The sequence below is a fragment of the Streptomyces sp. NPDC051963 genome (assembly GCF_044593495.1).
GTDB lineage: Bacteria > Actinomycetota > Actinomycetes > Streptomycetales > Streptomycetaceae > Streptomyces.
Map to the genome: position 1 here is coordinate 623291 of NZ_JBIUCC010000001.1, position 22770 is coordinate 646060.

The following is a 22770-nucleotide window of genomic DNA, read 5'->3' on the forward strand; positions in this document are numbered from 1 at the left end:
ACCAGGCGGGACGATCATGCAAGCAGATGTGCGGCAAGTCGCCGACGGCACCTATCTGGTGCACGGCAGCAACACCAACTGGGTGATTCTCACCGAGGGGGACGCCGTCACGCTGGTCGACACCGGCTACCCCGGGGACCGGGAGCTGCTCCTCGCCTCGCTTGCGGAGGTGGGGAGTTCACCGGAAGCCGTCACGGCGGTGCTGATCACGCACGCCCACAACGACCACCTGGGTTCCGCCGAGCACCTGCGCGGTACGTACGGCACGCCGGTCTACCTCCACGAGGCCGAAGTGCCGCACGCCCGCCGCGACTTCCTGCACCAGGTGTCGATCGGCCAGGTCCTCAAGAACGCCTGGCGTCCGGGCGTGCTGACGTGGGCCGTGCACGCCCTGCGAGTCGGCGGCAAGGCTCACATCCCGGTGGCCGAGCCGCAGCCGTTCGCGGCGCCGGGTCCGCTGGACCTGCCCGGGCGCCCTGTCCCCGTGCACACGCCGGGCCACACGCTCGGGCACGTCGTGTTCCACCTCCCGGACACCGGAGTGCTGATCTCCGGCGACGCCCTGGTGAGCGGCCACCCCACCTCGCGCGTCAAGGGGCCCCAGCTGCTGCCGGACATGTTCCATCACGAGCGTGCCCGCGCCGTGACCTCGCTGGAGACCCTGGAGGGCCTCGACGCCGACATCCTGGTCCCCGGCCACGGTCCGGTGCACCGCGGTCCAGTACGTGAGGCGGCGCGGCACGCCCGGGAGCGCGCGCTCTAGAGTTCGGGCCATGGCATTGCAGATCAGCGCCACCAACCCGGAGCACCCCGCGCTCCTCCTGGAACTGCCGTGGGACGTGCCCCTGGAGGAGTGGCCCGAGGAATACCTCGTCCCGCTGCCGCGCGGCATCTCCCGCCACGTCGTGCGCTACGCCCGGGCCGGCTCCGAGGTCATCGCCGTCAAGGAGCTGGCCGAACGGCCCGCGCTGCGCGAGTACGAGCTGCTGCGCGACCTGGACCGCATCGGCATCCCCGCGGTCGACCCGCTGGCCGTGGTCACCGGGCGCGCCGACAAGGACGGCGCCCCACTGGAACCGGTGCTGATCACCCGGCATCTGGGCGGCTCGATGCCGTACCGCTCGATGTTCGAGACGACGATGCGCCCGGCCACCATGCACCGCCTCATGGACGCCCTGGCCGTGCTCCTCGTCCGGCTGCACCTCGCCGGGTTCGCCTGGGGCGACTGCTCGCTGTCCAACACGCTCTTCCGGCGGGACGCGGGCGCCTACGCCGCGTATCTCGTGGACGCCGAGACCGGTGACCTGTATCCGCAGCTCAGCACCGGACAACGCGACTACGACCTCGACCTCGCCCGGGTCAACATCAGCGGCGAGCTGCTGGACCTGGAGGCGTCCGGGGCGCTGCACCCGTCCGTCGACCCGATCGAGTTCGGCACCGAGATCTGCGGACGTTACCGGGACCTGTGGGACGAGCTGACCCGCACCTCCGTCTACCCGGCGGGCAAGTACCACTACATAGAACGCCGGATCCGCCGCCTGAACGAGCTCGGTTTCGATGTGGCCGAGATGCAGATCGAGCACAACTCCCACGGCGACACGGTCACCTTCGTGCCCAAGGTCGTCGACGCGGGCCACCACCAGCGCCAGCTGCTCAGGCTGACCGGCCTCGACACCGAGGAGAACCAGGCCCGGCGGCTGCTGAACGACCTGGAGAGCTGGATGGCCACCCAGGACGACTACGCCCCCGGCGACCCCCTCGGCGCCCGCCCGGAGGTGCTCGCCCACCGCTGGGTGCGGGACGTGTTCCGGCCGACCGTGCGCGCCGTACCGCTTCAGGCGCGCGGCTCGATGGACCCGGCCGAGATCTACCACGAGCTGCTCGAACACCGCTGGTACCTGTCCGAGCACGCCCAGCACGACATCGGCCTGGACACGGCGGTGGCGGACTACGTCAAGAACATCCTGCCCACCGCGCGCGACACCCTCCAGCCGACCTCGGAGTGACTCAGGCGAGCGGGACCACGGCCACCGGGCAGCTCGCATGATGCAGGACCCCGTGGGCGACCGAGCCGATCCGTGCGCCGACAGCGGTACGCCTGGCCCGCCGGCCGACGACCACCAGCTGGGCCCGCCCGGCCACCTCCAGCAGCACCTGCCCCGCGCTGCCCATCTCCACGTGCTCCACCACCGCGACGTCGGGGAACCGGTCCCGCCAGGGCTGGAGCGCCGCGGCCAGCGCCTTCTTCTCGTACGGCTCCAGGCCCCCGGCCTCGTCGAGCAGCTTCATCGAGCCGGGGCTGTAGGCGAACACCGGTGGCAGGGTCCAGGCCCGTACGGCGCGTACGGTCGCCCCGCGCGCGGCCGCCGTCTCGAACGCGAAGCACAGCACGGCGGCGCTGTCGTCGGGGTCGCCCTGCTGGCCCACGACGACCTCGCGGCCCGCGGCCTCCGCGGCGGGTTCGTCCCCCGCCCGCACCAGGACGACCGGTCGCGTGGCCCCGGCGATGACCTGCTGTCCGACCGAGCCGAGCAGGAAGCCGACGACGCGGCCGTGCCCGCGCGAACCGAGCACCAGCACCTCGGCGTCGGCCGCCGCAGCGGTCAGCGTGTCCACCGGGCTGCCCTCCAGCACCTCGGTGGTCACGGCGAGGCCCGGATGCCGCTCGGCGACGCCCCTGGCGGCCTCTTCCACCGCGTCCCGCACCCAGCCGGCCTGCTGGTCGGCGTCCCCGGTGTCAAGGGCCTCGTGCGACTGGAACCGCCAGGCATGCACCACACGCAACGGCAGCTCGCGGCGGACCGCCTCCCGGGCGGCCCACGCCAGCGCGGCGAGGCTCTCCTCCGTACCGTCGACCCCTGCCGTGATCGGGCGTGTCATGCGGCTGCCTCCCAAGTAGTGCGGTCGCGTCCGTCGACCAGTCTTCACTACCCTGCCGGGATGAGTCTGGAGTGGGAGCAAGTTGTCGTGGACTCGGCCGACCCGGCCGCCCTGGGCCGCTGGTGGGCCCAGGCGCTGGGGTGGGTGGTGCTGAACGATTCGCCGGAGGAGTACGAGATCCGGCCGCGAGAGGACCGTCTGCCGGGGCTGATCTTCGGGCCGGTACCCGAGGGCAAGACGGTCAAGAACCGACTGCACCTCGACTTCCGCCCCGACGACCAGGAGGCCGAGGTCGCCCGCTTCCTCGCGCTCGGCGCCCGCCATGCGGACATCGGCCAGACAGGCGCGGAGAGCTGGGTCACGCTCGCCGACCCGGAGGGCAACGAGTTCTGCGTGCTGAGCTCGCGGCGCGGCTGAGGCCGCACCGCGTCCGCATACCTGAGCGAAGCAGGACGATCGAACATACGATGGGCGGGAGCCGGCGCGGCGGGGACGGGGTCGCCGCACCGTGAATTCCGACCGCTCTCGGGGTGGGAGACGTATGGCACAGGCCGCCGACACAGCGCGCACCGTCATCATGACCGTGGACGACGACCCGGGAGTCTCCCGCGCGGTCGCCCGCGACCTCAGGCGCCGCTACGGCGCGTCGTACCGGATCGTGCGCGCGGAGTCCGGCGAGTCCGCCCTGGACGCACTGCGCGAGCTGAAGATGCGCGGCGATCTGGTGGCCGTGATCCTGGCCGACTACCGCATGCCCCAGATGAACGGCATCGAGTTCCTCGAACAGGCCCTGGACGTGTACCCCGGCGCACGGCGGGTCCTGCTGACCGCCTACGCCGACACGAACGCGGCGATCGACGCGATCAACGTCGTCGATCTCGACCACTATCTGCTCAAGCCGTGGGATCCGCCCGAGGAGAAGCTCTACCCCGTCCTCGACGATCTGCTGGAGGCGTGGCGTTGCAGCGACTTCCGCCCGGTGCCCAGCACCAAGGTGGTCGGACACCGCTGGTCGGCGCGTTCCTCGGACGTACGCGAGTTCCTGGCCCGCAACCAAGTGCCGTACCGCTGGTACTCCGCCGAGGAGCCCGAGGGCGGACGGCTGCTGGCGGCCGCCGGGCAGGACGGGCAGCGGCTGCCGGTCGTGATCACCTCGGACGGCACGCTCCTCGTCGAGCCGGACGCGCCGGAGCTCGCCGCCCACGTCGGGCTGGCGACCACGCCGACCGCCGACTTCTACGACCTCGTGGTGATCGGGGGCGGCCCGGCAGGGCTGGGTGCGGCCGTGTACGGGGCCTCGGAGGGGCTGCGTACGGTCCTCGTGGAGCGGTCGGCGACCGGCGGACAGGCCGGGCAGAGTTCACGCATCGAGAACTACCTCGGCTTCCCTGACGGCGTCTCCGGGGCACAGCTCACCGACCGGGCCCGGCGCCAGGCCACGAAGTTCGGTGCCGAGATCCTCACCGCGCGCGAGGTGACGGGACTGGAGATCAACGGCGCGGCACGGGTCGTACGGTTCTCGGACGGATCGGCGGTCGCCGCGCACAGTGTGATCCTGGCGACCGGCGTGTCGTACCGGCAGCTTCAGGCGCCGGGCACGACCGATCTGACCGGATGCGGCGTCTTCTACGGCTCGGCGCTGACCGAGGCGGCCTCGTGCCAGGGCCACGACGTGTACATCGTGGGCGGCGCCAACTCCGCCGGACAGGCGGCGATGTACCTCGCCAGGGGCGCCAAGTCGGTGACCCTGCTGGTGCGCGGCGCGGACCTGTCGGCGTCGATGTCGCACTACCTGAGCCGGCAGATCGACGAAGTGCCCAACATCTCGGTCCGCACCCGCACCGTCGTCGAGTCCGCGCACGGCTCCGACCACCTGGAGCAGCTGACCCTGCGGGACATGGAGAGCGGGCGGACCGAACTGGTCGACGCGCAGTGGCTGTTCGTGTTCATCGGCGCGGCTCCGCTCACCGGCTGGCTGGACGGCACGGTACTGCGGGACGAGCACGGCTTCATCCTGGCCGGGCCCGACCTCACCCCGGACGGCCGACCACCGGCTGACTGGGCGCTGGACCGGCCGCCGTACCACCTGGAGACCAACATTCCCGGCGTGTTCGTGGCGGGCGACGCACGCGCCGAGTCCGCCAAGCGCGTCGCGTCCGCCGTCGGAGAGGGAGCCATGGCCGTGATGCTCGTCCACCGGTATCTGGAGCAGTCATGAGCGGACAGCCGTTGCCGTGCAACCCCGCGGAGATCGGGTCGCTGTTCCTGTTCGAGAAGTTGTCCCCCGAGCAGCTCGGGCAACTGTGCCGCGAGGGGCGGGTGGAGAAGTTCGAGCCGGGGCCGGTGTACACCGAGGGCGATCCGGCCACCTGCTTCTACGTGATGATCGAGGGCACGGTCGTCCTCTCCCGCCGGGTCGGCGGCGATGACATCGAGGTCACTCGGACGTCCCAGCGCGGGGTGTACGCGGGATCCATGCAGGCCTACCTCGGGGACCGGGTGCGGCAGGTCTACAACAACTCCATGCGGGTCACGGAGCCGTCCCGGTTCTTCGTACTGCCCGGCGAGGCGTTCTCGGACTTCATGCAGCAGTGGTTCCCGATGGCCGTCCACCTCCTGGAGGGGCTCTTCTTCGGCTCGAAGAGCACCCAGCGGGCCATCGGACAGCGCGAACGGCTGCTGGCGCTGGGTTCGTTGTCGGCCGGTCTGACCCACGAGCTCAACAACCCGGCCGCGGCGGCCGTACGCGCCACCGCGACACTGCGGGAGCGGGTGGGCAAGATGCGGCACAAGCTCGCCGTCATCGCCCAGGGCTCCTACTCCCCCGAGGTCATGGCGAACCTCATCGACATCCAGGAACGCACCGCCGAACGCGTCGCCAAGGCCCCGGTGCTGAGTCCGCTGGAGGCCGCCGACCGGGAGGACGCCCTCACCGACTGGCTCGACGACCACGACATCCAGGAGGGCTGGCGGATCGCGCCCACCTTCGTGCAGGCCGGCCTCGACGCCGACTGGCTCGACCAGATCGCGGCCGCCGTGGACGAGGAGATCCTGCCGAACGCGATCGGCTGGCTCAACTACACCGTAGAGACCGAGCTGTTGATGGACGAGATCAACGACTCCACCAACCGCATCTCGCACCTCGTCGACGCCGCCAAGCAGTACTCGCAGCTCGACCGTGCGCCCTACCAGGTCGCCGATGTGCACGAACTCCTCGACTCCACGCTGCTGATGCTCTCGGGCAAGACCGGGGAGCGGATCAAGGTCGTCAAGGACTACGACCGTACGCTCCCGAAGATCCCGGCGTACCCGGCGGAGCTCAACCAGGTGTGGACCAACCTGATCGACAACGCCGTGGCCGCGATCAACGACACCGGGGGCGAGGGGACGTTGACCGTGCGGACGGCACTCGACCACGACCGGTTGCTGGTGGAGTTCCGTGACACCGGGCCCGGAGTGCCGCCGGAGATCCGCAACCGCATCTTCGACCCCTTCTTCACCACGAAGCCCGTGGGTCAGGGCACCGGGCTGGGGCTGGACATCTCCTGGCGGATCGTCGTCAACAAGCACCACGGCACGCTTCAGGTCGAGTCCGAGCCGGGTAACACGCGCTTCCAGGTGCTGCTGCCGCTCACCGCGGAGGAATCCGACACACCCGAGGAGCCGCAATGACCAACGACAACAAGATCGACCCGACTGTTCCGCCCAGTGGCACGGGATGCGTGGAGTGCGACGAGGCCGGCGGCTGGTGGTTCCATCTGCGGCGGTGCGCGCAGTGTGGGCACATCGGCTGCTGCGACTCCTCGCCGGCCAAGCATGCGACCGCGCACTTCCAGGCCACCGGGCATCCCGTGGTCCGTAGTTTCGAACCGGGTGAGGGGTGGTTCTGGAACTACGCGACGTCCGAGATGTACGAGGCCGGGCCGGACCTGGCGGCGCCGGTCAGTCATCCCGCCGATCAGGCGGTACCGGGGCCCGCGGGGCGGGTGCCGGAGGATTGGGCGCGGGTGCTGAGGGCGTGAGCGGCTGAGGCGCCGACCGCGCGTTGTATGCGGCCGGTCGCGCCCACGCGGTAAGGCTGTCAGTGCCTCGTGCCAGGATGGAAACGTGCCGCAGACCTCCGCTTTCACCACGCCCATCGTCGGCCGCGAGGACGAGCTGTCCCGTCTCTCCGGTGTGCTCGATCGTGCCCGGAGCGGTGAGGCCCGTGCCGTTCTCGTCGCCGGGGATGCCGGGGTCGGGAAGACGCGGGTGCTGGGTGAGGTGTCCGGGCGGGCCGCCGCTGCCGGGATGACCGTGTTGACGGGGCACTGTGTGGATCTGGGCGACGTCGGGCTGCCCTATCTGCCGTTCACCGAGGTGCTGGGCGTCCTTGCCGGCGATGAGCGTTTCGCGCCTGTGCTCGCGGCACATCCTGCGGTGGACCGGTTGCTCGGTGCCGGCGCGGAATCCGTGCCGGACGCGGGCGGGCGGGTGCGGCTCTTCGAGAGTGTGGCGGGGCTGCTGGCCGACCTGGCGGACGTCGCTCCGCTGCTGTTCGTCCTGGAGGACCTGCACTGGGCGGACCAGTCCTCACGGGATCTGCTGCGGTTCCTGCTCAGCCGCGGCATCCTCCAGCGGCCCGCGGGCGGTGCGCCCACGCATCGGCTGGCGGTGTTCGCGTCGTACCGCGCGGACGACCTCCATCGGCGTCATCCGCTGCGTCCGCTGCTCGCCGAGCTGGTGCGGCTGCCCGGTGTCGAGCGGCTCGAACTGCGGCCGATGGCCGACCCGGACGTGGCCCGTCTGGTGCGCGGTCTGCGGCCGCGCCCGGTGCCGGACACCACGGTCCGCCGGATCGTCGAGCGCGCCGAGGGCAACGCCTTCTACGCGGAGGAACTGCTGGCCGCCACGGACGCGGAGGCCGGCGGGGTGCCCAGCGGTCTCGCGGACGTGCTCCTCATCCGCTTCGAGCAGCTGTCCGACACGGCCCAGCAGGTGCTGCGTACGGCGGCCGTCGCCGGGCGGCGCGTCGAGCACGACCTGCTGCGGGACGCGGTCGGACTCCCCGAGGACGAGCTGGAGTCGGCACTGCGGGAGGCCGTGGAGCGGCAACTCCTCGTCTCCGGGGGCGGCGACACCTACTCCTTCCGCCATGCCCTCGCCCGTGAGGCGGTCTACGCCGATCTGCTCCCGGGTGAACGGGCCCGGCTGCACGGATCGTTCGCCCGGCTGCTCTCCGGTCGGGGACACCGCGCGGAGACCGCGGCCGAGCGCGCTCACCACTACCGCGCGAGCCATGACCTGGCCGAGGCCCTGGCCGCCTCGCTGGAGGCCGCCGACCACGCACACCGGCTCGGTGCTCCCGCGGAGGAACTCAGGCACCTGGAAGCCGCGCTCGACATCTGGTCGTCGGTGGACCCGGCCGCCCGGCCCTCGGGCGAGGGCATCGACAGCGTGACGCTGACCCTGCGCGCCTCCGCCGCGGCCGCGCACGCCGGGGAGTCGCACCGCGCGGTCTCCCTCACCCGCTCCGCGCTGGCGGGCATCGGCCAGGACGCGGACTCGGAGCTCGCCGCACGGGTGCGCTACACACTCGCCGGGAACCTGCTCAGCGTCGACAACCTGACGGCGGCGTTCGCGTACAGCAGCGAGGCACTCGCGCTGATCCCGGCCGAACCCGCGTCGCGGACCTGGGTGTGGGCGGCGGCCACGCATGTGATGGCGGCCCGCCAGGTCGGCGAGACCGAGGTCGCGATCCGTGTCGCCCGCCAAGCCCTGCGCACCGCCGAGCAGTTGCAGGTGACGGACGCCCGGGCCGATCTGCTGATCTCGCTGGCCACGCTCGAAGCGGGCGGCGGCCGCCGCACTCCTCAGGGTCGCGAGCAGCTGAAGGAGGCCCGGGAGCTGGCCCGGAGTTCGGGCAACGCGCCGGTGGAGCTGCGCGCCCTGTTCAACCTCTCCGTCGGCTGTTTCGAGTCCGGCGATCTGGAGGAGTGCCTGCCCTGGGTGAACGAGGGCCTGGAGCGCGCCCGCCGCGCCGGACTGCTGTCCTCGCCCTATCCGCTGGAGATGCGCTACCTCCATCTGCTGGTGCTGTACACCCTGGGCCGCTGGGACGAGTGCCTGAGGGCCGCGGCGAGCGACGCCGAGGTGCTGCCGGCGGCCGGTGGATACACGGCGGGTCCCGCGCTGTACGTCGCCCTGGCACGCGGCGACTTCAAGGCCGCCGACCGTGCGCGCGCCCTGCTTCAGGGGCCGTTCGACTGGATGGCCACGCTCGTCGCGGGAATCGTGCTGACGGACGCCGCCGCGCTGGTCGGCGATCCGGACGAGGCGGTGGAGCAGATGCGGTCCACGGTCGCGGCGCTCACCGACGACGCCGGCACACCTCCCGACGCCACGGTCCGCCTCGCCACGCTCGCCCTGTCCGCCGTCGCCGACTCGGCCGTCGCACTCCGCCGCACCGGCGACGAGGACGGGGCACGTCGCCGGGCGGAGACGGCGGACGAGTTGGTGGAGCTGGCGCGGAATGTGGCCGGGCACGGTGACGACGGCATCCCGCAGGGCCCGGAGGGTCAGGCGTGGCTGGCTCGTGCGGAGGCGGAATGGGTGCGAGCCGTGTCCGGTCCGGACGCGGAGGCGTGGGGGAAGGCGGTCGCCGCTTTCGACTTCGGCGACCCGTATGAGCGGGCGCGCTGCCGACTGGGGTACTCCGAGGCCCTGTTGGCGGCCGAGCGTCGCCAGGAGGCGGCCGTCGAGGCGGGTGCGGCCCGGGAGACGGCCGTCGAACTCGGGGCCACGCTGCTGCTGGAGCAGGCGGACTCCCTGATCCGCCGGGGCAGGCTGTCGGACTCCGGCAGCCACAGCACGTCACCGCTCACCGCACGCGAGCAGGACGTCCTGCGGCTCCTCGCCCTCGGCCGCAGCAACCGGCAGATAGGCGAGGAGCTGTTCATCACCGGCAAGACGGCGAGCGTCCACGTCTCCAACATCCTGGCCAAGCTGGGCGCCGCCGGCCGTGGCGAGGCCGTGGCGATCGCCTACCGGCGGGGCCTGATCACCCCGGAACCGACGGCGTCCGGCTGACGAACCCCGTCAGCCGAGTCGGATACGGGTCATGCGCAGTCGAGGCTGTTCAGGTCCACGGCGTCCGCCATGGCCTGCATGCCCTTGTCGTTGGGGTGCAGATGGTCGCCGTTGTCGAAGAAGGGCAGGATCCGCTCGGGGTCGTAGGGGCTGCGCAGGATGCGGTCGAAGTCGGTGACGGCGTCGAACTCCCCGCCGTCCCTGATGAATTGGTTCACCTCCTGGCGTACGGCTTCGGCCGCCGGGTCCCATTCGGACCAGCCCTTGAAGGGTCCGACGGTGGCACCGACGACGCACTTCCCGGCCGCGTGCGCCCGCGCGATGATCTCCCGGTAGCCGTCGATCATGTCCGCCGCGGTGACGCCCGTATGGGCCTTGATGTCGTTGACGCCCTCGAAGAGGAACACGGTGCGCAGGCCCGGCTGGGACAGGACGTCGCGTTGCAGCCGGTTGAGGGCGCTCTGGCCGGCGCCGTCGGCCAGCACCTTGTTGCCGGAGATCCCCTCGTTGGCCACGCCCTTGACGTCCGTGTCGGCCTTCTGGAGCCGGCGGGCGAGATAGTCGGGCCAGCGACGGTTGAGATCGGTGCTGGACTGCCAGCCGTCGGTGATGGAGTCGCCGAGGGCGACGACCGCCGCCGAGCCGGTGCGGACCGAGACCGCGTCGAGGTAGAACCACGAGCCGGTCGTGCCCGTCCAGTTGGCGGCGCCCTCTTCGGCCGTGTGATCGCCCTGGGTCAGGTACGACGTCGCCATCGCCATGCCGTGTCCCGTCGCCGGGCCCGCCGCGTCCGGTGAATGGATGCTGATCACCAGGTCGGTCGCGGCGGGCAACTTCCCGGACAGCGGGTCGCTGAGGGTGGTCTCGCCCGCGGGGATGGTGACGGACCGCGCACCCCCGAAGGTGAGCCGCCGATTGGTGCCGCGGACGAGTTCGGCGCCCGTCTTCCGGATGCCGGCATAGACGCTGTCGAAGGTGATCGGCCGGTCTCCGAAGGCGTTGGAGAGCCGGATCCGCAGATCGGTGCCCGCCGCGCTGGTGTGCACGACGAGCCGGTAGCCGCGGTCGGCGACGCCGTCACCCATACGATCGGCGCTCGCGCCCCAGGTGATGACCTCCGGCGGCTTCACCTCGGCGGCCTGGGCCGGAGCGGCCTGAAGGGCCCCTGCGGCCACAAGCAGCGCGGCGACCACTCTGGCGATCACCGGGCCAGGTCCTTCAGCGTCACGGACTGTCCGGGCGTCAGCTTCACCGTCCGGGACGTGCCGCCGTAGGCCACCGTCGTCGTCCGCCCGCCCACGCTGCGGATGCGGGCCTCGGTCGGCTTGCCGTCCTTCCAGCTCAGGTCGACGACGAAGCCGCCGCGCGCCCCGACCCCGGTCACGGAGCCGGACTCGGCCCAGGCGTCAGGGAGGGCCGGGAGGAGCTCCAGGTGACCGGGGCGGGAGTACAGGAGCATCTCCAGCATGGCCGCGGGGGTGCCCCAGTTGGCCTCGGCCTGGAAGATGCCGCGGCCCTTCTCCACCTCGTAGATGTCGAAGAGGTTGAAGGCGGTGCCGTTGCTGCCGTCGACGGACGGGCGGAGGTTGTTGACGATCAGTTGGTAGGCCTTGTCGGCGTCCTTGAGCCGGGCCCAGCACAGGCTGCGCCAGGCGTTGGCCCAGCCGAAGCTCTCCATGCCGCGCGCGGTGAGCAGGGCGGTGGCGCCGTCGACGATCTCCTTCGGGGTGGAGCCGTCGGGGCGGATGCGGTCGCCGGGGAACAGGTTGATGAGCGGCGACAGGTGCCGGTGGGTGGTCTCGCCGAGGTTGTCCGGCGACATCCACTCCTCCAGCCAGCCCGACGTCGGGCTGACCTGCGGCAGGTAGAGCCGCTTGCGCATACTCGCGATCGTGTCAGCGTAGCCGGAGTCCCGCTTCAGTTCGGCCGCCGCGACGCAGAAGCTGCCGAACAGCATCCACACCAGTTCCTGGGCGTACGTCATGCCCTTGGCGTCCTGCGGACCGTGCTCCGGCGACCAGTCGCTGTCGGCGATGAGGACCTCCTGCGAGGTCCCCGGAAGGGTCGTGGTGAGCAGCCGCGACTCCCAGAACTCACAGGCGCCCTTGAGCAGCGGGTAGATCTTGGCGAGATGGGTCCGCGACTGTGTGAACTCGTAGTGCTCCCACAGGCTGGCGCACAGCCAGGCGTTGCCGGTGGGGTGCCACCACCAGCCCAGTCCGCCATGGATGTTGGTGGAGAAGGCGACCGTCCAACCGGCGATCTTGCCGGAGGAGTTGCGGAAGCGGTTGCGCGGGTCGTTGAAGTGGTCCTTGGTGAGTTTCGTCCAGGACGGGAGCTGGTCGAGGCAGTAGTCGGTGAAGGCGTCGAAGCACTGCGGCAGTCCGGCCCGGTCGGTCATCCAGTAGTTCATCTGGATGTTGATGTCGGTGTGGTAGTCGCCCATCCAGTCCGGGTCGTTGCCGTCGAGCCACACCCCCTGGAGGTTCAGGGGCAGGCTGTCGCGCGAGCCGGAGATCGTGAGGTACCGGCCGAACTGGAGGTAGGCCGCCTCCAGTTCGGGGTCGGGTACGTCGTCGCGTTCGCGCGCGTGGAGGCGTTCCCAGGTGTCCAGTTCGCGCTGGTCGGCCGTGGACGTGCCGAGCGACAGGTCCAACTGACCGTAGAGGGCGCGGTAGTCGGCGACGTGGGTGCGCCGCAGGGCGTCGGCGGATTCCGCGGCGGCGTCGCGGACCTTCGTACGGGCCAGCTTCTCGGGGTCGAGGGAGGGGTTGCGGTAGTTCTTCTCGGCGTCCGGCGCGTAGTTGGTGCCGGCGCTCACCACGACGGTGAGTTCCTTGCAGCCGGAGAAGTCGATCCGGGTGCCGTTGACGGAGACCTTGCCGCCGTTGCTGCGGGCCTTGACGGCGGCTCCGTAGCGCAGTCCGTTGGCGAGGGTCGCCCCGAACGACTCGGCGGCCGTGGGGTTCTCGCCGTGGGTGCCGGTCAGCGTGATCGATCCGGTGTAGCGGCCGCCGCCGCTCTGGGTGAAGTGCAGGACGATCACGTCGTCGGGGTGGCTCGCGTACATCTCCCGCCGGTAGGTGACACCGGAGCGGACGTAGGAGCTGGTGACCAGGGACTGGGCGAGGTCGAGGGTGCGCCGGTAGCCGGAGACGGCGCCGAGGTCGTGGTCGGGGATGTCGACGGTGAGCTTGGCGAGCAGGGTGAAGGAGCCGAAGTCGGCGCGCCCGTAGGGGAACTGGCCGTCGTTGTCGAGCGTGTCGTTGAGGCCGCCGGTCCACATCGTGACGTCGGTGATCATCAACAGTTCGCGGCCCGGGTCGTTGCTCGCGAGCGCTCCGAGGCGGCCGTTGCCGATGGGGAGGCCCTGTTCGATCAGGGAGCCCTCGTCACCGGGGGCCTGCCACCACAGCTGCTGCCGGGAGGCGCCGGCGGGCAGCGGGGCTTCGGCGGGGCGGGCGGGCGCGGCGGAGGCGGTGAAGGTGGGGAGCGTGCCGATGGCGGCGGTGAGGCCGGCCGTGGTGGCGAGGGAGAGGAGGGTCCTTCTGCTGGGCTCGTTCGGGCTGGTGTTCATGTGCGGCTCCGGGTGCGTCTGGGGCGGGGGCCCGGCACAGGGACCGGGCCCCCGAGGGGAGGACGGAAGGAGATCAGGAGGTCTTCTGCACGTCGATCCGGTCGATGTCCGGCGCGTAGCCGGTCCCGCTGTCGAACGTGATCGTGTTGGTCCCGGCCTTCAACTTCACCGGCACATAGACGCTGTTCACCGTTCCCCAGTCGCCCGTGGACGCGAACTTGTGCGAGGTGCCACCACCGCCGTTGGCCGAGACGGCGATCGAACGGGAGTCACCGCTGACGTAGGCGACCTTGATCTGGTACGTCCCGGCCTTGGCCACCTGGACGTCGTTGACGGTGACCTTGCCGCCCGTGTAGAGGTTGCCGACCTTGCGGCCGTCGGAGCAGGCGGAGCAGTCGGCGACGGTGGCGCTGCCGCTCAGCGTGCCGGCCTCGGCCTCGTATCCGGTCCACTCCAGACCGGTGCCGCGGGGGGTGACGGTGAACAGCCGGGAGCCGTGCGCGGGCAGCGCCTGGGTGATCTTGTCGCTGTAGGAGCCGAGGCTCTCCTTGTTCCACAGGTCACGCACCGACGCCTTGCCCTTGAAGCCGAGGGTCGACCAGTTCGCAGTCACCGAGGCCGGCGCGTCGGACAGGTTGAACAGGGCGACCGTGTAGGTGCCGTCGGGGTTCTTCGCGGCCCACACCTGCTGCGGGTCGGAGGCGGTGACGGGCTCGGCGGGCGGCGCGCTGCCCTGGTTGATCGCGAGGACCTCGCGGTTGGTCAGCAGCGACAGGCCGTAGGAGTCGAGCTTCGTGAGGTCGTCGCCGGTGAAGAACGGCGACCTGGCTATGGCCCACAGAGTGGCGTAGCTCTGCCGTTCGGCCTTGGTGAGGCCGTCCATCTCACCGTTGCCGACGTTGACGGAGTCCAGGTCGTTCCAGCCACCGGGGCCGGCGTGGTCGGTCCAGGCGGGGGCGTCGTCCCAGCGATCGTCGACCGAACTCTCCCAGCTGACCAGGGTGTTGCAGTAGCACTCGACGTCCGTGTCGATGCGCCAGCCGTTGGAGTACTTCTTCCAGTCCTCGACGTGCCCGTAGTCGAGGGACCAGGACAGTTCCAGGTGGATCGGCCGGCCGGCGGTGGCGATGGCCTTCTGCCAGGCGGCCACGTCGGCGACGTTGTTGTAGTTGTCGCCGCTCTTGAACGAGCCGGGGCCGACGCCGTCGAGCTTCAGGAAGTCATAGCCCCAGTCGGCGAACAACTGCGCCTGGGAGTCGATGTACTTCTGCCCGCAGGGGTTGGAGAAGTCGATCTTGTAGGCGCTGTCCCAGCCGTTGGTGGTGCGCAGGTCGTCGTAGACGAGGTCGGCGGTGGTGCAGCCCTCGGCGTTCCAGATCGGCGTCTTGCCGTCGTCGTACGCGCCCTTCTCCAGGCCGACGGGAAGGTAGATGCCGGCCTTGAGGCCCTTGGCGTGGATGCGGTCGGCGACGGCCTTCATGCCGCTCGGGAAGCGCACCGGGTCGGCCTTCTGGCGGCCGTACTCGTCGTACTGCTGCTTCCACGACCAGTCCATCCACCAGCCGGCGTCGATGTTGACGTACTCGTAGCCGTACTTCTTGAGCTTGGAGGCCATGGCGTCGGTCTGCTTGAGGACGTTCGCCTCGGACAGATAGCTGTAGTCGCCCTTCGGGTTGAGGCCCGGGTACTTCGACGACTGCATGGTCCAACTCGTCCAGCCCATATAGGGCTTGGCGGCGACCGCCGGGGCGGCCGGCTCGGCGGTGGTCTCGGCGCCGGCCCCGGGGGCGGTCGTGGCGAGGCCTACGGTGAGGGCCAGCACGAACAGCGATCTCAGCGCGCGTGCGGGCATGACGGGGTACGAGGATGACCGCATGGGTCGTGCCTCCTGGTGGTGGGTGCGGGTGCGGGTGGGTGCTAGTTCATGTCCGACCTGATGAAGGACTGGATCGCGGTGGCGGCGGCCCCGCGGGCCCATTGCTCGAAAGCCAGCGGGCGGGTCTGTACGTCGCACTGGTCGGCGGAGCCGAAGGCGGCGGCGGTGAAGGTGTCACGGATCTGCTCGGCGAACAGGTCGTAGGCCATCAGGCCCTCGCCGGAGATGATCACGCGCTCGGGGCCGAGCAGGTTGGCGACGGTGGCGATGCCCCGGCCGATCGCCGCACCGGCGTGTGCGAACACCTCCCGTGCTCCGGGGACTCCTCGGTGGGCCAGTGCCACGGCTTCGGCGGTGTCGGCGACCTCGATGCCCGTGGCCTCGCGGACCTGCCGGACGATCGCGGCGTCCCCGGCGATCGCCTCCACACAGCCGCGGTTGCCGCAGTGGCAGAGCGGGCCGGTCGGGTCGACGGTCACATGGCCGATCTCACCGGCCACGCCGTGCGCGCCGGCAACCACCCGGCCGTGCACCACGAGTCCGCAGCCGATGCCCGCACCGACCGTGACCACGGCGAAGTCGGACAGTCCGGCACCGGCGCCGAACCACTGCTCGGCGACGGTCAGGGCCCGCACGTCGTTGTCGACGGTGACCGGCAACCCCGTGGTCATGGCGGCGAGTTCGGCGAGCGGGACGTCACGCCACTCCAGGAACGGCGAGTAGCGGACGACTCCCTCGCCGCGGTCGACGTCGCCGGAGACGGCGATGCCGACACCGAGGACCGATGCGCCCAACTCGTCCGCCTCGATGAGCAGTTCCTGCATCAGATCCCCGACCGAGGACAGCACCGCCTTGGGGGCACGCGAGGGCGGCGCCACACGGCGGGCCACGCGGATACGGCAGCACAGGTCGGTCAGCACGCCGATGATCTCGTCGCCGGTCAGCTTGATCCCGACGAACAGCGCCCGTCCGCCGTCGACCCGGACCAGGTTCGCGGGCCGCCCGAGCGCCGGACGCGCGGCGGCGTCCACGTCCTCCACGAGGTAACCGGCCTCGATCAGCGGCCGGACCGCCTTGGTGACGGCAGCCGCCGAGAGTCCCGACCGCCGGGCCAGCTCCAGCCGGGTGAGGGGCCCTTGGGAGAGAACGGCGGTGAAGATCTGGGACGAGGCCGGTGTGTTGGCGGGGAAGGTCTCGGCACGAACGGGCAGGTGCATGGCCGGAACCTAGAACTGTTTTTTTCCGTCGTCAATAAAAGAAGCAGGATTTACCTGTGAGACCCGGCAGTCGCCTGTCGCGACGTGCGACGACTCCCCGACTGCCGGGCGGGACGTCAGCGGCCGGCAGGCGGCCTGTTGGCGAGGGTCACGTTGACGGCGGCCCACGCCCGGTTCACCGCCTTGTACTCCGTGCTGTTGAGCCCGTGGAGGTCCTTGGCCGCCCTCAGTGTCGCGCTGCGCGCGTCGTGGAAGTCGGTCGTGGAGACCATGTAGCGGGTCAGCGCGCGGTAGAAGATCGCCGTGGCCTTGGTGCGGCCGATCCCCTTCACCGGCAGGCCGTCATAGGTCGGCGAGTCGTAGGTGACGCTGCCGATCTTCTTGCGGCCGCTGCCCTCGGCGAGGAGGTAGTAGGCGTGCGAGGAGACACCGGAACCCGCGTGGACCTCGGCGTCGTACACGGCCGGTGACCAGTAGTCGATCGCTCCCTCGAGGACGTCGAGGGAGGGGCGGTCGAGGCGGCGCAGGAACTTCTGGTCGAGGCCGAGCTTCTCGCCGACGAGGTAGTTGGGCGGGTTCTTGGGGTTGTTGGCGTTGAACTCGACGGCGGAGCCGAAGATGTCGGCGAGGGACTCGTTGAGGGAGCCGGGTTCGCCGTACTGGTTGCCCTCGGCGTCCACGCGGGTGGGCTCCAGGCGTGCGGTGGCGTCGACCACGCCGTGGGTGAGTTCATGGCCGGTGACATCGAGGACGACCAGCGGCTTCTTGAACATGTCGCCATCGCCGTCGCCGTACAGCATGCAACCGCAGGTGGGGTCCCAGAACGCGTTGCCGACCTTGTTGCCGAAGTGGACCAGGGCACGGGCGCCCTTGCCGTCGTTCTTGATGCCCTTGCGGCCGAAGGTCTTCTTGTAGAAGTCCAGGGTCTTGGTGATGCCGTACTGGGCGTCGACGGCGGCGCTCGCGCGGTTCGAGACGGTGCCGTTGCCCCACTTGTTGGTGGTGCTGGTGACCTTCTTGCCGCCGGCGAAACTCGTCGGCTCCCCGCCCTTGGCGTCCCGCGTCTCGGTGCCCCAGCGGCTGGGGTCCTTGAGTAGGTAGCTGGTGCGGGCGGTCCGGGTGGTCGTCAGCGTGACCTTGCCGGCGAAGAGGGATGTGCCGGTGCCGGTCGCCGGTGCCGGGTAGCGGGCGGCGCCGGCCGCCGCAGTCGCGGCGAGGCCGGTGGGCTGCGGGGCGGTGCCGGTGGCCGGGTCGAGCGTCTCGCCGCGTTCGCGCAGGGCGTCCACCAGATCCGGCGACAGGAACTCCTCGCTGTCGGGCGTGTTGCTGCGGACCTTGCCGGTGAGGGCGTCGATGACGACGGTCCGGGAGCCGCCGCCCGCCGCGGTGTCACTGTCGCTGACGCGCACCTCGTAGGCGAGGGCCGACGCGCCGCGGCGGGCGTCTACGACGAGTTCGACGCTCTTCACCGTCCCCTTCGCGACGTCGGCCGCCTTCTCCTCCGCCTGGTCGATCGTCACCTTCGCCTCGGTGGAGGCGGGCGCGACACGGTGGTCGGCGGCCCGGGTGACACCGGCGTACGACAGCCGCTCGGTGAGGTGGACGACGAGATCCCCGCCGAGGACCGGCATCCCGTGGTGGGCCCGGACGAAACGGACGTGCCGAGCGCCCTCCGGGTCGATCAGCACGTCCTGGGCGTGCAGTTCGTCACCCGGTGCGACACCGGCGGCCGTTGCATGGGCAAAGGCGGCGGCGCGGGCCGCGTCGACCACGGAGGCGGCGAAGCCGGCCGAGGTCGCGGAGACGGCGGTCTGCCCGGTCCCCGTGGCCGGGTCTGCGAAGGCCGTGCCGGTGAGCCCTGTTGCGGCGGTCGTCACGGCTACGGCGACCGCCAGGCTGCGTATGTGAGGTCTACGCATTTGAGGGGTTCCTTCGCGCGAAGGCGGCCGGGGTTACCAACCGCCTTGAGGCATAGCGCAGTTGGTGCGCCATGGGGGCTGGTCGGGCCCCGGTGCGCAACCCTTGCGGATAAGTCATGTCCATGTAAAGCATGAATCGACCGGTAGATGTCGATTCATCGCGATACGGAACACATCCGAGCCGCTCAGTGATCAGCGGGAGATCAACTGTGCGTCGGCTGTGGAGAGGTGACGGGACGCGGGAAGGTTGCCCTGCATCGATGTGACCGACGTCGCATCGCCCACTCGTCGAACCGGTTCGAGGGGCGGGGAACCCGTGCGCCCCGGTGGACGTTTTCCGGACAACCCCGACCGGGGCCGGAAGCACGACCAGCAAGGCGGCGCCATGAGCGAGTTGGTCCCAGGGGGCAATCTGCCCCTCCCGGACGGCGCCGTGACCGTCCGGGTGCCCGGCCCCTTCGACGTGTCCGCGCTCATCACGGACGACAGCGGGAAGGTCCGGGGCGACGCCGATTTCGTGTTCTACAACCAGCCGTCCGCGCCCGGGACCCGGCTGCACGGCGACACGCTGACGGTCGACCCGCCGAGGCTGCGCGCCGGCGCCACCAAGGTCACGGTGGTGGTCAGCGCCGCCGATCCCGGCACTCCCCTGGGCCGACTGCCCGCCCCCACCCTCCTGGTCACCGGTCCGGGCAGCCGTCTGCTCGCCCGGTTCGCCCCACCGCGACCACGCCAGGAGACGGTGCTGCTGCTCGCGGAGATCTACCGGCGCGGCACCGGCTGGAAAGTGCGCGCCCTCGGCCAGGGGTACGCGGACGGACTGGCAGGCCTCGCCCGCGACTTCGGGGTGGATGTCGTCGACGACAGCGCGACGACCCAGGCACCGCCCACGCCGTACGGCGCACCGCCCGCGTCCTCCCCCGGGCCGCACCGTCCGGCAGCGTCGCCATCCCGTCCGTCCACCGCGCCATACCGCCCCGCCACGGCTACACAGCGTCCACCCGCCGCGCCCCGCCGTTCCCCCGCTCCTCCCTCCATCCCCTCCCCCGCCTCACACGCTCCTGCCCCCGACCCCGACGGCTTCCTCGGCCTGGTCAACTCCGCCCGCGCCGCGGCCGGTTCGCCGCCCGTCTCCCTCGACGCACGACTGACCTCGGCCGCGCGGGCCCACGCCGGCGCCATGGCCGCGGCAGGACGGCTCGGTGTCGAAGGCGGCGACGGGGTCTCGGTCTACCAGCGCGTCACGGCGAGCGGATTCACGTATGTCACGGTCGGCGAGCACCTGGTCTCCGGCCCGCGCACCCCCGCCGAGTTCATCGACTACTGCCTGCGTTCGGAGCAGCCCCGCCGGACCCTGTGCGACCCGGCGTTCACCCACGCCGGTCTGGCATACGTCAACGGCGGCCGCTCCGGCGACACCTACTGGACCGCGCTGTGGGCGAGGCCGATGACACCGGGAGAACTGGCGCGGACGGCGACCGACGTCGTCGATCTCACCAACCGGGAGCGGGCCAGGGCCGGTCTGCCGCCTCTGGCCGTCGATCCGATCCTCACCACCGCGGCGCAGGCACACAGCGCGGACATGATCGCCCGCGCCTTCTACGCGCACACCTCGCCCGACGGCAGCCAGCCCTGGGACCGGGCCGCCGCGGCGGGCTCCACGCGGCGCTCGATCGGCGAGAACATAGCCTGCGGCCAGCGCTCCGCTGCCGAGGTGGTGGAGGGCTGGATGAACAGCCCGGGCCATCGGGCCAACATCCTCAAGCCCACGTTCACCCACATCGGGGTCGGCTTCGCGGGCGGCGGCGCGGCGGGCACGTACTGGACACAACTCTTCGGCGCCTGACGAGGGCCGTGGAATTCACGTACCCCCGCGATCTTGGCGGAAGGACAGCATCCGGGACACGATGCCGGGTATGAAGGGTGATCTGTTTTCCAGCGAGCACATGGTCCAGCCCGCCGCAGCGCCGGGCATGACGGTCGAGAACGCCAAATGCATCAAGTACGCGGTGAACGGCGAGATGTTGGCCCGTCAGGGCGCGATGATCGCCTACCGCGGGAACCTCCAGTTCGAGCGCAAGGGCCAGGGCGGCGTGGGCGGCATGCTCAAGCGCGCGGTCACCGGCGAAGGGCTCCCGCTGATGGCGGTGCGCGGGCAGGGCGAGGCCTGGTTCGCGCATGAGGCGCAGAACTGCTTCGTCGTCGATGTGAACCCCGGCGACGAGTTCACCGTCAACGGCCGCAACGTCTTGTGCTTCGACGCATCGCTGTCGTACCGGATCTCGACCGTGAAGGGCGCGGGCATCTCCGGCGGCGGTCTGTTCAACAGCGTCTTCACCGGGCAGGGGCGGCTGGGCCTGGTGTGCGAGGGCAACCCGCTGATCATTCCGGTCTCGCCGGAGTATCCGGTGTACGTCGACACGGACGCGGTCGTCGGCTGGACCGCGGGTCTGGGGACCTCGCTGCACCGTTCGCAGTCCATCGGGTCGATGCTGCGCGGCGGTTCGGGCGAAGCGGTGCAGCTGATGCTCCAGGGCCAGGGCCATGTCGTCGTACGGCCGAGCGAGGCGACGCCGCAGAAGGCACAGCAGCACTGAGACAGCGCCGTGAAGTGATCCACACCTCACGGGCAACCCCCGTCGGTCCTTCCGGCGTCTTGATCGACAACAACAAGCGAAGACACCAGGTGACGCCCTGGCCCCCGGGCCAGGGCTCCCTTTCAGCAAGCTATACACACCATGTATAAACAATGCGTATACGTACCGTATACAGGGAAAGCCAGGAAGGCGCGTTACCGTGCGGCCCGAGGCCCGGGGGACACCGGGGCGATGGCCTGGGCGCTGTGGAGCGGCGTGCTGGCCGCGCTCGACTCCCCGCGGCCCGAGGCAAGCCGTCTGGCCGATCTCCTCGAAGCCGACGGCGAAGCCGCCGAGGCGGCCGCGCTGATCGAGGCGGCCGGCGGCAGGTCGGCGGCGCTCGCCGAGGCACGCCGTCATCCGGCCGCGGCGGAGGTCGCGCTCAGTGACGCGGACCTTCGGCGGAGCACGGTGGACGAACTGCGATCGCTGCTGGACTTCCCTGTACGGCGCGACCTGTGATCCCTTGTTGACCTGCGCCGCTTCTCGGGTCAGGGTTCGATGCGACGCGGACTCACTCACCCGCGCCGGAAGGGTGGACTGTCATGATCGGGCTCACGGACATCGAGGCCATCGAGGCCGCGGCCGCACGGATCACCGGGCACGTCGTGCGCACCCCCACCGTGCCGAGCCCGGGCCTGTCCACGCTGCTCGGCGCCCCGGTCACCGCGAAGCTCGAACTGCTCCAGCGCACCGGGTCGTTCAAGGCGCGCGGGGCGACGGCGAAGCTGCTCTCCCTGAGCGCGGCCGAGCGGGCCGCCGGCGTCGTGGCGGTCAGCGGCGGCAACCACGGCATCGCGCTCGCGGTCATGGCCGCCGCCCTCGATGTGAAGGCCACGGTCGTCATGCCGCGCTCGGCGTCCGCCCGTGCCGTCGAGATCGCCCAGGACGCGGGCGCGTCGGTGCGGCTGACCGACGACATGGACGGCGCTTTCGCGCTGGTGACGCGGCTCAGGGACGAGGGACTGACCCTGGTCCACCCGTTCGACGACCCGCTGGTGATCGCCGCACAGGGCACCGTCGGGCTGGAGTTCGCGGACGACGCCGGAGAGCTGACCGATGTCCTGGTGAGCGTCGGGGGCGGCGGGCTGATCGCCGGTGTCGCGGCGGCGCTGCGGGCCCGCCGACCCGAGGTGCGGATCTGGGGCGTGGAGACCGAGGGCGCCCAGGCGATGTCCGAGGCGCTGGCCGCCGGCGGGCCGGTACCGGTGACGCTGTCGTCGATCGTCACCACCCTCAGCGCCCCGTCCGTGTCCCAGCTGACGTACGACCATGTGTCCGCCCTGGTCACCGAGGTGCTCGTGGTTCCGGACCGGGAGGCCGTGCAGGGCGTCCTCGACCTCGCCGACCACGCCAAGCTGTGGACGGAACCGGCCGCGGGCTGTCTGCTGCCCGCCGCCCGCCGGGTACTGGAGCGGGTGGGCGAGGGGGCACGGCTCGGCCTGGTGGTGTGCGGAGGCAATGCGACGACCGGGGACGTGATGGCGTGGACGGAGCGCTTCGGACTGCGCTGATCCGGCACCGATCGGATTCCTCGCGAAACAGGGCGAGTTCGGCACACCTCGGGCACAAGCCGAAAGAAGGTCACCGGACTTGC

The 22770-nt window shown here is 70.9% G+C and carries 17 protein-coding genes; 11 read left to right on the plus strand and 6 right to left on the minus strand.

All coding sequences use genetic code 11. The annotated features are described in order from the left end of the window. Nucleotides 1-16: 16 nt before the first annotated feature. Together ACIHFB_RS02565 and ACIHFB_RS02570 are read left to right on the plus strand one after the other, a co-directional pair. A complete protein-coding gene (locus ACIHFB_RS02565; RefSeq protein WP_365268908.1) occupies nucleotides 17-763 on the plus strand; it encodes an MBL fold metallo-hydrolase in 747 nt (248 codons plus the stop codon). Between the two features lie 10 nt (nucleotides 764-773). Next, complete coding sequence (locus ACIHFB_RS02570; protein ID WP_400124963.1) at nucleotides 774-2006, plus strand: DUF4032 domain-containing protein; 1233 nt, start codon at nucleotides 774-776, stop codon at nucleotides 2004-2006. A gap of 1 nt (nucleotide 2007) precedes the next feature. Here ACIHFB_RS02570 and ACIHFB_RS02575 read toward each other — a convergent pair whose 3' ends face one another. Further along, nucleotides 2008-2880, minus strand: coding sequence for a universal stress protein (locus ACIHFB_RS02575; protein ID WP_400124964.1), 873 nt, complete (start codon nucleotides 2878-2880; stop codon nucleotides 2008-2010). Nucleotides 2881-2940: 60 nt separating this feature from the next. Between ACIHFB_RS02575 and ACIHFB_RS02580 the strand changes: the two genes are divergently transcribed. From ACIHFB_RS02580 to ACIHFB_RS02600, 5 genes are all read left to right on the plus strand, one after another. Then, nucleotides 2941-3297, plus strand: coding sequence for a VOC family protein (locus tag ACIHFB_RS02580; RefSeq protein WP_365268916.1), 357 nt, complete (start codon nucleotides 2941-2943; stop codon nucleotides 3295-3297). Between the two features lie 124 nt (nucleotides 3298-3421). Further along, the gene (locus tag ACIHFB_RS02585) at nucleotides 3422-5098 is read left to right on the plus strand and encodes an FAD-dependent oxidoreductase (protein WP_400124965.1); all 1677 of its coding nucleotides are present in this window, start codon (nucleotides 3422-3424) and stop codon (nucleotides 5096-5098) included. After that, nucleotides 5095-6552 carry an ATP-binding protein gene (locus tag ACIHFB_RS02590; protein WP_400124966.1) on the plus strand — a complete coding sequence of 486 codons (1458 nt, stop codon included), beginning with the start codon at nucleotides 5095-5097 and terminating at the stop codon, nucleotides 6550-6552. The genes ACIHFB_RS02585 and ACIHFB_RS02590 overlap by 4 nt, the downstream gene beginning before the upstream one ends. Next, the gene (locus ACIHFB_RS02595; RefSeq protein ID WP_400124967.1) at nucleotides 6549-6902 is read left to right on the plus strand and encodes a UBP-type zinc finger domain-containing protein; all 354 of its coding nucleotides are present in this window, start codon (nucleotides 6549-6551) and stop codon (nucleotides 6900-6902) included. The genes ACIHFB_RS02590 and ACIHFB_RS02595 overlap by 4 nt, the downstream gene beginning before the upstream one ends. 85 nt (nucleotides 6903-6987) lie before the next feature. Next, complete coding sequence (locus tag ACIHFB_RS02600) at nucleotides 6988-9948, plus strand: AAA family ATPase (RefSeq protein WP_400124968.1); 2961 nt, start codon at nucleotides 6988-6990, stop codon at nucleotides 9946-9948. 29 nt (nucleotides 9949-9977) lie between these two features. Here the strand turns inward: ACIHFB_RS02600 and ACIHFB_RS02605 are convergent, their stop codons facing one another. The 5 genes from ACIHFB_RS02605 to ACIHFB_RS02625 all read right to left on the minus strand — a co-directional run bounded on the left by ACIHFB_RS02605 (nucleotide 9978) and on the right by ACIHFB_RS02625 (nucleotide 18537). Then, the gene (locus ACIHFB_RS02605; RefSeq protein WP_365268930.1) at nucleotides 9978-11153 is read right to left on the minus strand and encodes an SGNH/GDSL hydrolase family protein; all 1176 of its coding nucleotides are present in this window, start codon (nucleotides 11151-11153) and stop codon (nucleotides 9978-9980) included. After that, nucleotides 11150-13525, minus strand: coding sequence for a glycosyl hydrolase family 95 catalytic domain-containing protein (locus ACIHFB_RS02610; RefSeq protein WP_400124969.1), 2376 nt, complete (start codon nucleotides 13523-13525; stop codon nucleotides 11150-11152). Before ACIHFB_RS02610 ends, ACIHFB_RS02605 begins: the two co-directional genes overlap by 4 nt. A 73-nt stretch (nucleotides 13526-13598) precedes the next feature. Continuing rightward, on the minus strand, nucleotides 13599-15401 hold the full coding sequence (locus ACIHFB_RS02615; RefSeq protein ID WP_400124970.1) for an alpha-galactosidase D: 1803 nt from the start codon (nucleotides 15399-15401) through the stop codon (nucleotides 13599-13601). A gap of 41 nt (nucleotides 15402-15442) precedes the next feature. Then, on the minus strand, nucleotides 15443-16618 hold the full coding sequence (locus ACIHFB_RS02620) for an ROK family protein (protein WP_400124971.1): 1176 nt from the start codon (nucleotides 16616-16618) through the stop codon (nucleotides 15443-15445). Between the two features lie 116 nt (nucleotides 16619-16734). Beyond that, a complete protein-coding gene (locus ACIHFB_RS02625; protein WP_400124972.1) occupies nucleotides 16735-18537 on the minus strand; it encodes a M4 family metallopeptidase in 1803 nt (600 codons plus the stop codon). Between the two features lie 385 nt (nucleotides 18538-18922). Between ACIHFB_RS02625 and ACIHFB_RS02630 the strand changes: the two genes are divergently transcribed. From ACIHFB_RS02630 to ACIHFB_RS02645, 4 genes are all read left to right on the plus strand, one after another. Beyond that, the gene (locus tag ACIHFB_RS02630; RefSeq protein WP_365268944.1) at nucleotides 18923-20383 is read left to right on the plus strand and encodes a CAP domain-containing protein; all 1461 of its coding nucleotides are present in this window, start codon (nucleotides 18923-18925) and stop codon (nucleotides 20381-20383) included. A gap of 70 nt (nucleotides 20384-20453) precedes the next feature. Continuing rightward, on the plus strand, nucleotides 20454-21134 hold the full coding sequence (locus tag ACIHFB_RS02635; protein WP_365268947.1) for an AIM24 family protein: 681 nt from the start codon (nucleotides 20454-20456) through the stop codon (nucleotides 21132-21134). Between the two features lie 231 nt (nucleotides 21135-21365). Further along, on the plus strand, nucleotides 21366-21635 hold the full coding sequence (locus ACIHFB_RS02640) for a hypothetical protein (protein WP_365268950.1): 270 nt from the start codon (nucleotides 21366-21368) through the stop codon (nucleotides 21633-21635). An 83-nt stretch (nucleotides 21636-21718) separates the two neighbouring features. Next, entirely contained in the window at nucleotides 21719-22687 is a 969-nt protein-coding gene (locus tag ACIHFB_RS02645) for a threonine/serine dehydratase (protein WP_400124973.1), read from the plus strand. Nucleotides 22688-22770: the final 83 nt, after the last annotated feature.